This window comes from Staphylococcus simiae, from assembly GCF_002902085.1.
Taxonomy (GTDB): domain Bacteria; phylum Bacillota; class Bacilli; order Staphylococcales; family Staphylococcaceae; genus Staphylococcus; species Staphylococcus simiae.
Window position 1 is genome coordinate 12,619 of record NZ_PPQR01000024.1, and the last position, 14,711, is coordinate 27,329.

Consider the following 14,711-nt stretch of genomic DNA (forward strand, 5'->3'; position numbering starts at 1 on the left):
GTCCCACCTTACTTATCGTCGTGCTTTTCACGTGCTTTTTTAGAAATTTCTACTAATTGTTTAGCAACTTCTTCAGATGAAATTAATCCTCTTGCTCTTGACCATAAATCACGACTAACAACATATACACGATTTTCTTTAACAGCATCTAATTTTTTCCATACTGGATTTCCTTTAATTTTTTTGAATGCTGGTTCTGTGCTGGCAGTGTTATCAGTCATAATAAACATACGTCCTGGGTTTATTTCCGCTAAACGTTCAGTGTCTAGTTGTACATAAGGGCCTTTCAAGTATTTACTTAAACCTTTTGTCACTTTGTCATTCAAAGCATTTTTCATACCTAAATCAGATAATAATTGTCCTAAATAAGAATCATTAGGGTGTGCTAATAGTCCTGAAGGTGATACTACAGCCGCTAAGAAATCAATATTTTTATCAAATTTGATTTCTTTTTTATATTTTTCCATTATCTTTTTATGTTCAGCTAAACGTTCTTCGCCTAATTTTTCTTTTCCTAATGCTTTAGCAATAATTTTAAAAGATTCTAAGTTTTGATTATAATCACCATCAAAACTTCTTAAGACGATTGTCGGTGCAATTTTACTTAATTCTTTATATTGTCCCTTAGTTCTGTTGCTGTCAGCGATAATTAAATCAGGCTTTAATTCAGCAATTTTTTCTAAACTTGGTTGTTTACGCATACCTACAGACGTATAGTTACCTACTTTTTCACGTAATGGTTTAATCATACGATCTTTAATATTGTCATCTGCGATACCCACTGGTTTAACACCTAATGCTACTAATGCATCAACAAATGAATATTCCAACGCTACAATACGTTTTGGATCTTTAGGTACCATTGTTGTACCACTTACGTGTTTAATTTCAATGCCATCTTTACTATCTTTGTTATCTGCTTTTTTACTTGAGTCACTATTATTACCACAAGCAGCAGTTAGCAATAACACCATCACTAACCCTAAAATACTTAAAAACTTTAAGCTTTTCATCATTCCACTCCTTATTGCGTATAAACTTACACTGTTATTTTATATTTAAATTTTTATACGTCAATACAATTTAATATATTTTTTAATTAATTTCACAAAATATTAACATTTGTGGTTGGATGACAAGGTCATTTCAGTAATGTTTCTTACTCTCAAGTCTATATTTCAGCACTAAAAAAAGCCCAAACCGATTTAAATCAGCTCGAGCTAATAATTAAATATTTATCTTATACTATTGTCCTAATGTATCGTCTTAATCTGATATCCATGTTTATTTAAAAATTTCTTACCATTATATCTATAATAAAGAATGATGTTTGTACCTTATTATTTCATTCTACGCAATAAGATTAAAAAGTAAGGTGCACCGATAACAGCAATAACAACACCTACAGGTATATCTAATGGTGGATGTATACCTCTAGCTAAACCATCACTAAATGTTAATAATATGGCTCCAATTAAACCAGACATCACAATAACATGTATTGTTTTATTGCCAATAAGTTGTCTTGCGATATGAGGTGCAATGAGTCCTAAGAAACTAATTCCACCTACAACTGAAATTGACGCTCCTGCTAAGATTACTGCTAAAATTAATAACACCATTTTAAGAATTTTAACTTTAGCTCCTAAAGCTGTTGCAACCGCATCTCCTAAATTTAATACATCCAGTTGATAGCTAAACAACATCATCACAGGAATCGTAACTAAGAACCATGGCAATACAGTGATGACATTAGACATATCGTGACCATATAAACTACCTGTTAACCACACTAATGCCTTATTTGCATCAAGAGGATTTCTTATTAATAAAAATTGTACAATAGCTGTACAAATGGCACCAATAGCTAAACCTATCAACGCTAATTTTGAACCTTTAACATTAAATTTTGAAATTAAAAATGATAAAAACACACTTACAGCTAGTGCGCCAATAAACGAGCCAATTGGTAACACATATAATGGTGCTGCTGGAAAGACCATTATAATAATAACTGCTGCTAAACTTGCACCTTTGGATATACCAATGACATCTGGTGACGCTAGTGGATTTCTTATAACACCTTGAATGATTGCCCCGGAAATAGCGAGACTGCTTCCAATGATAATGCCTAATAACGTTCTTGGTATGCGATATTCATTTAAAATAAAATCATCTTGTGAAAATATACCTTGTAAAGCATCAAGAGGATTAATAAAAACAGAACCCACACATAAACTAATAAAAATACTTACAATTAAAAGGACAACAACGATACTATAACGACGTGCGAGTTTCATGGTCATCATATTCGTTTCACCCCTCTAATCGTAATATATAAGAAATAAAGCGCGCCAACAAATGAAGTCACAATTCCAACTGGCGACTCATACGGATAAGTAATTAAGCGACTTAAAACGTCAGATAATAATAATAAATCTGCACCAATTATAAAAGTGAGTGGAATCATTATTAGATAGTTATTGTTAACATAGCGTTTAACAATATGTGGAACAATCAGTCCAACGAAACCAATAGGTCCTGCTATTGATACAGACATACCTGTTAAAATAATAACTAAGATACCTATAATAATTCGTACTGAATTAATATTTTGACCTAATCCTTTAGCAATGTCATCTCCTAATTCCATGATTGTTAATTGTCTTCCAATAGCAATTGCTACAATCATCGCAATGACGATCCATGGTAGTATCATTAATATTTCATTCCATTTCATACTAGCTAGGGATCCAACTAACCAAAACATGACTTGTTCATTCGAATTTTCATTTAAAATAATAATCCCTTCAGTCATACTACTGAAGAATAAATGAATTGCCATACCTGCAAGTGCTAATTTTATTGGTGTCATACCTTGTGTAGCTCCTGATAAGGTATATACTGTTAATCCTCCAACAAAAGCTCCAATCACACCAAATAAAAGCGAATAATATTCTAATGATGGTATCAGTACTGTCACTAGAACGATGACAAATGATGCACCCGAACTCACACCAAATATTTTTGGTGATGCGAGAGGGTTTCTCGTCATAGCTTGCATTAACAAACCTGAAACTGCTAATGCTCCCCCAATAACGATACCGGCAATCATTCTCGGCATACGCACGTTATGAAGTAAAAATGTTGGCTTAGAATCAATATGTCCTGTTGCATAATGTAATATATCGTCAAAAGTTATTTTAGATGAACCAATCGCTATATTTAAATATATACAAATAAAAAGAAGGCACATACTCACAACGTATGTGAGTATTGTGCGCTTTCTCCTTTTCTGTCCTATAACGGATTGGCTATTAATATCATTAGTAGCCATTAAGTTCCACCTTACTATTATTTATTGTTAGATAGTTTTGCAAGTTCTTTTGCCATTTCTTCAGAAGAAATTAAACCACGAGATCTTGCCCATACATCACGATCTACAACATCAACATCGTTATGTTTAACAGCATTTAATTTTTTCCATGTTGCATCTTTTTCTAGTTTCTTAAATTCTGGAATATTTTTACTTGCACCATCTGTCATAATAATCATACGTCCTGGATCTACATCAGCTAATCTTTCAGGATCTAATTGTAAATAAGGTCCTTTTAAGTATTTACTTAAACCTTTAGTTACATCATCTGTTAAAGCATTTTTAAATCCTAATTCTTCTTTTAAGAATTGACCTACATATGAATTATCAGGATGTGCTAATACACCAGATTTAGCTACAACTGCTGGTAATACTGTTTTACTTCTATCAAATTTAATTTCATCTTTATATTTCTTAATTAGTTTATCATGTTCTGCTAGACGTTTGTCACCTTGTTTTTCTTTACCTAATGCTTTAGCAATTGTTTTGAAAGAATCAATGTTTTGGTTATAGTCACCATCAAAGCTCTTAAGTGAAATTGTCGGTGCTATTTTATTTAAATCTTTATTGATACCTTTATGTCTACTGCTATCAGCAATAATCAAATCTGGTTTCAACTTACTAATTTCTTCTAAGTTTGGCTGTTTACGTGTACCAACAGAAGTATAGTTACCAATTTTTTCTCTTACTGGTTTAATGATACGTTTTTTCTTACCATCATCTGCGATACCCACTGGTTTAACATCTAATGCTGCTAAAGCGTCTGCGAATGAATACTCTAATACTACGATACGTTTAGCATTTTTTGGAACTTTAGTTGTTCCATTTTGATCTTTTATTTCTATAGTATCTTTACTCTTTGTACCAGCTTGCTTATTTGAGTTGTCTGACTTACCACATGCTGCTACTAGAAATAAAGCGACTATTAATCCAAATATACTTAATGTTTTTAGGCCTTTCATCGTCCCACTCCTTATTATGTATAACTTGTAATTTTTATTCTATTGATAATAATTATCATTGTCAAGTAGTGTTCTATATTTTTTTGATTAAATATATTAACTTTATTTTCTTTATATGTATGGTTTTGTAATCGTAATAAATATATTTAACATTAATCAATGTTGCGAATTTAGTTTGTGTCTATTTTTAACTATAAAAAAACTATATGACAAAATTTAAACCCCAGTTAATAAAGTTTATCTATTTTGTCATATAGCTTATATTTTAGTTGTGCTATTCAATTGCTTCATGTAGTTCAGTCACAAATTGGGCGTGGAATAGATATAAATTTTCTATAAAATTTATGCCGTCATCCTACCCCGACAAGACTGACTAAGTTTTTAAAGCATTGCTTGATCAGCATATTGAAAAACAGACAGTTACTGCCCAATGCTTAATGTTAAGTGTAAAATGTTTGTTATCCCAGTCTTTAAAATTTAGAGAACCATAAATATTTGATGCTTTTACTTTGTCATAATACATCACAAAAATTTATCGTGTCATCCACATCATATAAAGTTCAGCACTTTAACACTGCTCAACTTTATTAGGTATTTGTGCATCAAAATAGTCAATGATTGTCTCAATATTATCATCTATTTCATAAACTTTATGATTATGTTGCATATGCATTGCGTGTGACAATGCTTCGTAATTTAAACGAAATTGTAAGACATCTCCAACACGATATTGCGCTTGGCTATTTAAATTAATCATTAAATGATCACTAGAAGCCCCTAATATTTCTAAATTATCTTGTACTGGTTGTAAGTGTTCTATCTTCGTGTCTAAGTAACCAACATCAACAATTGCTTGTAGTATAGCTTCGTTGTTATTGGTATTGATTCTTGGCTTAATTTCTAAAATTTCCGCTTCTAATGTTATAGCATCTTGATATAGCATAGCGATAGCTTTATCTGATGTGGTATCGACGCCTCTAAATAATGTTTCCCCTATTCTTAAATCATTGATTTTACCTAAATTATTATATAACAATTGAGGAATCATACTAGAATTGCCACCAGAAATTATTTTCAAACGAAAACCTAATTGTCTTTCTACTGAAGTTACATATTGATTCATTAAAAATATGTCATCTTCGGTAGGTGCCTGTGATTTAAAACACATAAAATTAAATGCCAAACCCATAAAATGAATATGCGGCAACTGAATAATTTCTGTTATATATTGAATAACATCATAAGTAAGTACACCTTCCCTATGATCTTTCCAATCTACCATTAACATAATTTTATGTTTTTTCCCTAAATCTCCAGCTACATCATTAATGCTTTGGATTGTTGTCATTTCTGTTTGAATACTACTGTCAACAAAGTTCACCATCGTTTCAATATTTTGTTGAGATGGTGCTCGAAGCAATGTAAACGATAAATCTGGGTCATTGATATTAACAATATTGTTGATTCTTGATTCTGCAAAATGAGTGATTCCCAAGGTTTTCAACCCAGTGATAATCTTTTTATCTCCAGCAATACATTTAATTACTGGTGTAAATTGCATATTTTTATTTTCAAAAATTGCTTTTAGTACTCTGGCGTTATATTTAATTTTAGAAATATTAATATTTAATTGTGCCATTCAGTACTACACCTCTTTTGCTATTGGATTATCTAATTCTATATTTAAATATTTCTTTACTCTATTCTCCATACGCATATTTAATAATGCTTTTACCGTTATCGTTGGTCCAAATAAGATTTCTTTTAATGCTTGTGCATGGTCTAATTGTGGATCAATCGCATGACGGACTTTAGTTCTTACGATATCAAATAATTCTGCTTCATTGACATCTTCATATTGGGTAAAATGATGGATTAACTCAGCAAGTTGATTTTGTATCACTGCATGTTGAAATTTTGCTATGACTTCTTCTATAGACTGTGCTAATAAACTTTGATTTGTTATATCCATATTAGATATTCGAGATTGTAATGTATCCAAATCTATACGTGAACCACCTAAATCACGTATTAAAAATGACATATCATAATTAGGACCTAAATGCACTACAGTATTTTGCATGTGTGCTTCGAGTGCAATACCATAACGTTGAATAAAAGCAATTAATGGTGTCACCAATGTTTCTGTATAGTGCGCAATAAATGTTTTAATTCCATTAGCATCTATTTTATGATTTAACCATTCTAAATAGCTATCTACTACAGTTTTATGATCTACAGGATTAATATTGACTAAACTTGCACTCACTACTGTCACACCAGATCCTTTTAATTCAGGTTTTTGTCTAATGATACATGCGAGTTGTCTTGCTTTATCATCATCAATATCTGCATACGCTCCAAATGGTTCCATAGCAACTTGTAACTTAGGATATTGGTTTAACATATCTTGTAAGACATAACTTAATTTTGGTCCATCCACAGTTGTGACTGTTGATACTGTTCTTACTGCACTAGTAGCTTGAACATTTACTGGCAATTTCACATGAAATGGCTTATCGATTAATGACATCGTTCTAAACGATAAGGTTGCTTTCGATTTCACAGTAAACGGTGTCGGAATTAATATTTTTTGTTCAATCCATTCATTAAATGACTTATTGATAGTATGGTCATATTGCCATGGATGTACTAATATCGCCTTATAATTTTTGTAATTTAGTCCTAAACTTTTCATGAATATACGAATTTGATTATCATATTCTGGTAACACAAAATGCATGATAAAATCATCATCATGATTCATAGCAGTAGTGACGATGTGATGTTGTTCAATCATCATAATATGTAGTGGTATCGTCTTTTCAAATTCAGGCGCATACAATGACAATTCATTCATAGTTAAAGGTAATTTCGTCTTAGTTAATGGATGCGTCGGATGACCTTCTGTCACTATACTTTCCGAATACATTAAATCATCTACACCATCATAATGAGACGTATGTTGTAACCATGTAATAAAATTGATATCTTGCGGTAAACGCGAGAATTTCAGACTTTGTTTAATGAGCGACTGCCTATGTGTCAGTTGTTTATATGACTCAAGTAAACTATCACGACTATGTATCAACTCTTTCCACAGTTGCTTAGAAATAGTAATGTCAAAATATCTATTTAATATTTCAAGTAGTGATTCTAATGATGTCATATTGACAACTTTATTACCACAACTATAAGTAATCTCTCCTGTAAATACATATCGCTGTAGTGCACTCTTTCTTGCTACGCTAACTGTTAAAATATGACAATGATATTGTATTTGCAGTTTGTCTTCATAATGATGAACCAACGTTTGATCGTTATATATTTGTTCTTTAACAATTGCGTTTAGTACTCTATATTGAATATTTTTATCTGCATGTTCCCAGTCATGATTAACCATGATTTTCTGCCTCCAACTTTAACTTACTATTTATAATGAAAAATATAACGACAATAATTATCGTACTTATTCCCATAATTGTGAATGTGTTAACTATACCAAAGATATCGGCACAAAAGCTCATTAATAAACTTCCTAAAGGTATCATACCCCTATCCATCATGATAATACTTAGTATTTTCCCTCTATCATGTTCATTTACATTATTTTGAAAATAAATTCTATTTGTCGTTCTCGCCCACTGACTAAATAAGCCTATTAAAGTAATACAAATAAACATAATTATTAAGTTATTTACGACTACACCTAATAAAACGATGCCAAATAATAAAGAACTTAAATAGTACATATTGACCATTTCTATGTAATGTAAAATTTTCGGTAAAATGAGTGTCGCTAAAATCCCTCCGATGGCACACATGGTCATAGCAATACCAAATATTTCTGATTGACCTGGAAAAACTTTATTAGTTAATACCGGTAATAATGTTGTATATGAAAAACCCGTTGCCATGATTAATAATGACGTAATAAAAATTTGTCTACCAATTAAATGTGATTTGAAATATTGCATAATCACTTTAAATGATGAGTATTGTGGTTTATCCTTAGTTACTGGTAACACTTTAAAGTGTAATGGTAAGCATAACAGAGCCGCTACTAAGTAACAACATGACTGTGCTAAAAATGTTGTCGGTGCATGATATACTGCTAATATCACACCTGCAATTGCCGGTCCAATTGAACGACATATATTGATAATAAATGAATGATAGGATACTGCTTCTGTGGTTGATAATTTGTCAGATAAATCTGGTAAAATAGCTTGTCTTAAAGGTGTTTCTACAGCACTTAAGACTCCTCTTAATGTTGCATAAACAATGATAACCACAATAGGGATAACTGAAAAACTATAAGTTAAAACGCATAATATCGACGTAACTAAAAAAGAAGAAGTTATCGTCATTCTCAACAGTTTCCCTTTATCGTATTGATCAGCTATCTTACCTGCCCAAACACTTAATAACAAAATTGGTACAAGCCGGCAAAAATTGACTATTCCTAGATAAACTGCGTTATGATATGTAGTAAGTACAAACCAATTTAGCCCTATTTGTCCAATCCAATTTCCCAAAAATAGTAGAAAAGAACTGATAAAGAAATACTTTGTCATAAAATTTCCACCTATTTGAATTTATTGATAATAATTATCATTATCATTAATATGGATTATACAAATCAATTTTATTTTTGTAAAATATTTTATGAGGTGAATTATGAAATCGAATTTAATGTATAAAGAAAGACAATTAAAATTAAATCAAAATGAAGTTGAAACTTATCATTTTTTACAACAATATGATAATGATTGGGCTAGCATTTTTAAAGCATATATTTTGCAAGGTAGGGATAAAATCACTCAGCGTCTCGTCACTTCACTACATAGAGAAAATTTAGTACATGCTGCTGAACATAGTCGTATTATTAATAAGACCGCTATCGCGTCTTTAGATATCCCTAGTGAACAAGTACTAGAAATTTCTTTCCCACAGTCTCAACAAATCTTATATGCGCCAATTATAGGGCAACATGCCTTCAATCGTATCGATGTCATTGGACCATTTTATTTACGTCATACGAGTCATCATGACGTCTATCGCATACAACATCCAAATGAATTACTAGATATTATTTTAAATGAGCAACCTGAGTATCAAAATGCTGCGAGTGAACAATTCCGTCAAGATTTGATTAATAGTGCGAATAATATGTCGTTTGCACTTAGTTATCAATACTATACAATGCAACAGCATCATGTTCCATTATATGATTTAATCACTCAAAATGAAGACAGTTATTTACGTTCAGAACAATCAGTGATTGAAGGACATCCTTTACATCCAGGTGCCAAATTACGCAAAGGACTCAATGCTGCTGAAACGTTTAAATATTCATCAGAATTTGCACAAGTGATAGATTTAAATGTCATGTTAATACATCAAACGGTAAGTCGTACAATGTCTCTGGATACGGACTATAATCTAATCATTCGCGAACAGTTTCCAGAATTAGTTCAACAATTACAAACTGAGTTTTCAGATATCAATATTGATGATTATCATGTCATGATTGTTCATCCTTGGCAATTAACTGATGTATTACATCGTGACTATCAATTAGAAATTGATCAGCAACTAATTAGAGTGAGTAGTAAGACATTGCCTTATTATGCTGGTTTATCTTTTAGAACGTTAGTTCCTAAATTTCCTAGTCAACTGCCACATATAAAATTGTCTACCAACGTTCATATTACCGGGGAAATACGTACATTATCAGAACAAACAACACATAATGGACCTATCATGACGAAAATCTTAAATGATATATTGGCTAATGATACATTATTCAATCGTGACCATGCAGATGTCATTGCTGAAATTGCTGGCATTCATTTTTATACTGCGAATGATAAAGGTGACTATCAAACAGAACGTAGTGAACAATTAGGTACATTGTTTAGACAAAATATTTATGATCTTATTCCAAGTAACGTTACACCTGTTATTCCATCAAGTTTAGTTGCTAACTACCCTTATAATGATGAGACACCAGTTATTACTTTAATCAAACAATATCAACAAACAATGCCAGACTGCTCGTTTGAACAAGCAGCACAGTTATGGATTACTATGTATAGTAAAGCTTTATTAGGTTTAGTTGTACCTTTAGTTACAAAATACGGCATTGCTTTAGAAGCACATTTACAAAATACGATTGCTACTTTTAAAGATAATGGGCTTATCGATAAAATGTACATCAGAGACTTTGAAGGACTACGTATCGATGAAACACAATTGAATAAGATGGGGTATCGAACAGATCATTTCCATGAAAAATCACGTATCTTGACAGATTCTAAAACATCAGTATTTAACAAAGCGTTCTATTCAACTGTACAAAATCATCTTGGTGAAATCATCCTTACTATTGCTCAATATTCTGAAGTACAGGCGTTAGAGCATGACCTATGGCAAAATGTACAGCATATTTTGCTTGAGTTATTCGAGCAAATTGAACAAAGTTTTGTTACTGTTAGTGATCATAATCAGCAAGTCACTTATAATGAACGTATTAATGAATTTAAAGATACAATGTTCTCGCCTATGATTGACTATAAATGTGTGACAACAATGCGTTTAGAAGATGAAGCACATCATTATACTTACATTAAAGTCAACAATCCGCTGAAGCTATAATTTGATTATAGTGAAAAGTTGGCACTATGGTTCTCTATTCCTTAAGACTGATAAATAGAACATAGAGAACCCAAAATTGTCAGTGAATGTAGCAACTACTTTACATGCTTTTTCAACTTAAAAAATCGCAAAAAAATCGCTTAGCAATGTGCTAAGCGATTTTTTGCGTTTCATGACTTATTGTAAACCTTGTCTGTCTTGGTTATTGTTGTCATTATTTTTTTCGTGTTTTTGTTTCCATTCTTTTTGAGTCATTACATCATCAACTTGCATGTTAACTTCAACAACATCTAAACCAGTGATATATTTCACTTGTTCTTTAACTAAATCTGTTACTTTACGGAAGATTTTTGGTGCTGATTCGCCATATTCTAAGATGACTTTTAAATCTACAGCAGCTTGTTTTTCGCCAACTTCAACTGATACACCTTGTGTTACATTGTTACCACTTGTAAATGCATTAGTGAATGAATCAGTTAATCCGCCTTTCATATCTAAGATACCTTTAACTTCACGTGCAGCGATACCAGCGATTTTTTCAACTACTTCATCAGAGAAAGTTAATTTGTTTTGGAATTGAGGTTCTTGATTTTGTTCTTGTTGTTTTTGACGTTCTTCTCTTTCTTTTTCATTAACTCCAGTTTGGTTATCATATGCTTGTTTTGCTTTATTGTTATCTACAGCCATAATAAATTCTCCTTTTCTTTTATCTTTTTATTTTTTATTGTGTTATTACTTTATTTTAAATAGATGAATTAACTCCATCTATTTAAAAAATTCATAAAATCTTGTCTACGGTCTTTCATATACCCGATTGCTACACCAATTAAACATAAGACAACGATTAATATCGTTTTCCAAAATCCTAATGTTAGGAATAATATAGCTAGTAGTAAAAATGCTAAGAATCCGATAATTCTCCATTTATAAACTTTCAAAAAGTCGATCACTTGTTGTGTAGAGTCTTGTCCATTTTGGTTATTATTATCAGCCATGATATCCCTCCCTTACAACACTCGAGGACCAGAAGTTTTCTGATCTCTTACATTAACTTCTAACTTGCGTACCGGTAATTCTGTAAAATGTTCAACATTATTTTTAACATCCTCACGAATCGTTTCTGTTAATGATTGAACTTGTACATCATTTGGCACGAAGAAATCAGCTTTAATGTCGATATAAGATTTGTCTTTCTTGTTATAAAGTTTTGCGACAACATTCGGTTGTCTAACTTGATCATATTTAGTAATTGTGTCATAAGCAGACTTTTCAACTGCTTTACGTGATACATAAATATGACCATCGTCATATTCTTTATAAAGTCCAGGTTTTCGATGTGTAGGTTTGAAGATACTAAACACTAGTATTAGACCTATTAAAATTAGCAATGCTGCTAATGTGATAAGTAATGGTTGGAACCAGTTAAATTGTAAGAAATAGTCTTGATATTCTGTAATACGACTATCTTGAATATACATAAATAATAGGAAGCCAACGATAACTACGATTAATAAGCCAAGGATAAAGTTTTTAAGTCGTTTCACCCCTTACGACACCTCCTTAGTTATATATAATTTTGAATTTCATATAAAATATGTACCCATCTGATTTTTTTCTAAACCTTTTAAATTTAACATTTTAAAAATTTCTTAATTAATCGAATGTCGTACTATATTTCTTAATTTATATTCCCTAAATAAATTGAATGAAACTTTAAATATCATTATTCTTTGTCAATGTCTTGTGACGTTTTGTATTGTAAAATATCGGCATCACGATGTTTAATTAATACTTTTTGACTTGATCGTGGCTTTTCTTCGCTTAGTGACTTGAGTAACGACCAAATCATGACGATAATAACTATAGAGAATGGCAGTGCTGCAATAATTAATAAATTTTGAATTGCTTGCGTGCCACCTGTATAAATCATAATTATGGCAAATAACGCCATAATGACACCCCAACTTACTTTAACGAATGAAGCTGGATTGATATTACCATTAGAACTTAACATGCCTAAAACATAAGTCGCAGAATCCGCAGATGTGACAAAGAAAATCATAATAACTACTAAAGTTAATAGGCTAAGAATAAAGCCTAATGGATAATGTCCTAATACTGCGAATGTTGCCGTTTCAGTCGCTTCTTTAGCAATGTTAGCAATATGATGGTCTTGTAAGTATATTGCTGATGCACCAAATACTGCGAAAAAGATAAAACATACGACGGCTGGTACAAATAAGACGCCAAGGATAAATTCTTTTATGGTTCTACCTTTTGAAACACGAGCAATAAAAATACCAACAAATGGTGCCCATGAAATCCACCATGCCCAGTAAAATATAGTCCAATTTTGAAGCCATTGGAATTTTTCACCGCCAGAAGGAATTCTTAAACTCATACTAAAGAAATTAGCAATATAATTCCCTAAACCATTCGTAAATGTATTTAAAATATACAATGTTGGACCAACGATAAATAGACCCAATAACACAACAAACGCTAAAGCCATATTAATGTTACTTAATATTTTGATACCTTTATCAATTCCTGACCATGCTGACCAAGTAAAAAGAATCGTTGCTAAGACAATTAAGATGACTTGCATCGTAAAATTACTAGGCACATTAAATAAGAAATGTAATCCTTCATTGATTTGTAACGCACCAAATCCAAGTGTAGCTGCTACACCAGTGACTGTTGCAATAACAGCTAAGACGTCAATGGCGCCACCGATAGGTCCACGCATTGCTTTTTCACCAAAAATAGGTACCAATGTAGCACTAACGAGACCTGGATATCCTTTATGGAAACTAAAATAGGCAAATACTAATGCAACAATGCCGTAGACAGCCCAAGCGTGTATACCCCAATGGAAGAATGAAAACTGCATCGCATCGTTAATTGCTGATTGTGTACCAGCTTTATGTATAGGTGTCATTTTAAAAGCATGACTAATTGGCTCAGCTGTAGTCCAAAACACCAGTCCTATGCCCATTCCAGCACTAAATAGCATCGCAAACCAAGATGGTAATGAAAATTCCGGATCTTCTCCTTCTTCTCCTAACGTAATGGATGCATATCTTGAAAATAAGATATAAACACATACAATAAGTATGGCTAAAACGAGTAATAGATAATACCATGAAAAGTGTAAAGCAATAAATGACGTAATTTGTTGCGTCACTGTTTCAAGTTGTTTCGGTAATATAGCCCCGTAAACAACAAATAATGTACAAATAGCTAACGCTACCCAAAATACTTTACTTACTGATTTTGATTTCATTATATAAAATCCTTTCCCCTTTAATGTTAGTCACATACCCTAAACAACATAATCTTAATCATTTTTAATTTTTTAATTATACTAATCCATTATTTTTTTAATTATTGTAGTGCTAGAAAGGTTAAAATATGTACAAAATAGGAAGACGTTGGACTTCTTACTGTGGTGTGTTTAATAAGAATACATATCCATTTTTAGGAACATAACTTCAATATTGTTTAAAGACTATAGTGAACATAAACGTTCTATAATTTGAGATCAGCTCTGATGTATAGCCTTTTACTAAAGTTTTTTAGGTTTTCTCCCAAATTGGACTGATGCATAATTATTTTTTTAAATTATTCACTTTTTATTTATCAGTCCTGAAAAACATACTAAGATTAGCTGTGAAGAAATCTATGACGATAGATTTTTTCACAGCTATTTT

Annotated in this window: 12 protein-coding genes; 1 reads left to right on the top strand and 11 read right to left on the bottom strand. The window is 31.6% G+C overall.

Going from position 1 to position 14,711, the window contains the following annotated elements:
- Window positions 1-8 precede the first annotated feature (8 nt).
- The 7 genes from CD113_RS04070 to CD113_RS04105 form a co-directional block, all read right to left on the bottom strand.
- Window positions 9-1,013: an ABC transporter substrate-binding protein gene (locus CD113_RS04070; RefSeq protein ID WP_002464370.1), complete on the bottom strand. Its 1,005-nt coding sequence runs from the start codon at window positions 1,011-1,013 to the stop codon at window positions 9-11.
- A 327-nt stretch (window positions 1,014-1,340) separates the two neighbouring features.
- Window positions 1,341-2,309, bottom strand: coding sequence for a FecCD family ABC transporter permease (locus tag CD113_RS04075; RefSeq protein ID WP_002464371.1), 969 nt, complete (start codon window positions 2,307-2,309; stop codon window positions 1,341-1,343).
- Window positions 2,306-3,337, bottom strand: a complete 1,032-nt coding sequence (locus CD113_RS04080) for a FecCD family ABC transporter permease (protein ID WP_002464372.1) — start codon at window positions 3,335-3,337, stop codon at window positions 2,306-2,308. Before CD113_RS04080 ends, CD113_RS04075 begins: the two co-directional genes overlap by 4 nt.
- A gap of 17 nt (window positions 3,338-3,354) precedes the next feature.
- The gene (locus CD113_RS04085) at window positions 3,355-4,338 is read right to left on the bottom strand and encodes an ABC transporter substrate-binding protein (protein ID WP_002464373.1); all 984 of its coding nucleotides are present in this window, start codon (window positions 4,336-4,338) and stop codon (window positions 3,355-3,357) included.
- A 568-nt stretch (window positions 4,339-4,906) separates the two neighbouring features.
- The gene (locus CD113_RS04095; protein WP_002464374.1) at window positions 4,907-5,977 is read right to left on the bottom strand and encodes an alanine/ornithine racemase family PLP-dependent enzyme; all 1,071 of its coding nucleotides are present in this window, start codon (window positions 5,975-5,977) and stop codon (window positions 4,907-4,909) included.
- Between the two features lie 6 nt (window positions 5,978-5,983).
- Entirely contained in the window at window positions 5,984-7,741 is a 1,758-nt protein-coding gene (locus CD113_RS04100; RefSeq protein WP_002464375.1) for an IucA/IucC family protein, read from the bottom strand.
- Window positions 7,734-8,915: an MFS transporter gene (locus CD113_RS04105; protein ID WP_002464376.1), complete on the bottom strand. Its 1,182-nt coding sequence runs from the start codon at window positions 8,913-8,915 to the stop codon at window positions 7,734-7,736. The genes CD113_RS04100 and CD113_RS04105 overlap by 8 nt, the downstream gene beginning before the upstream one ends.
- A 103-nt stretch (window positions 8,916-9,018) precedes the next feature.
- Here CD113_RS04105 and CD113_RS04110 point away from each other — a divergent pair, with 103 nt between their 5' ends.
- On the top strand, window positions 9,019-10,998 hold the full coding sequence (locus CD113_RS04110) for an IucA/IucC family protein (RefSeq protein ID WP_002464377.1): 1,980 nt from the start codon (window positions 9,019-9,021) through the stop codon (window positions 10,996-10,998).
- 177 nt (window positions 10,999-11,175) lie between these two features.
- Here the strand turns inward: CD113_RS04110 and CD113_RS04115 are convergent, their stop codons facing one another.
- From CD113_RS04115 to CD113_RS04130, 4 genes are all read right to left on the bottom strand, one after another.
- Window positions 11,176-11,685, bottom strand: coding sequence for an Asp23/Gls24 family envelope stress response protein (locus tag CD113_RS04115; protein ID WP_002464378.1), 510 nt, complete (start codon window positions 11,683-11,685; stop codon window positions 11,176-11,178).
- A 68-nt stretch (window positions 11,686-11,753) separates the two neighbouring features.
- On the bottom strand, window positions 11,754-11,993 hold the full coding sequence (locus CD113_RS04120; protein WP_002464379.1) for a DUF2273 domain-containing protein: 240 nt from the start codon (window positions 11,991-11,993) through the stop codon (window positions 11,754-11,756).
- 12 nt (window positions 11,994-12,005) lie between these two features.
- The gene (gene amaP, locus CD113_RS04125) at window positions 12,006-12,542 is read right to left on the bottom strand and encodes an alkaline shock response membrane anchor protein AmaP (protein ID WP_002464380.1); all 537 of its coding nucleotides are present in this window, start codon (window positions 12,540-12,542) and stop codon (window positions 12,006-12,008) included.
- Window positions 12,543-12,721: 179 nt separating this feature from the next.
- Entirely contained in the window at window positions 12,722-14,284 is a 1,563-nt protein-coding gene (locus CD113_RS04130) for a BCCT family transporter (RefSeq protein ID WP_002464381.1), read from the bottom strand.
- Between the last annotated feature and the right edge of the window lie 427 nt (window positions 14,285-14,711).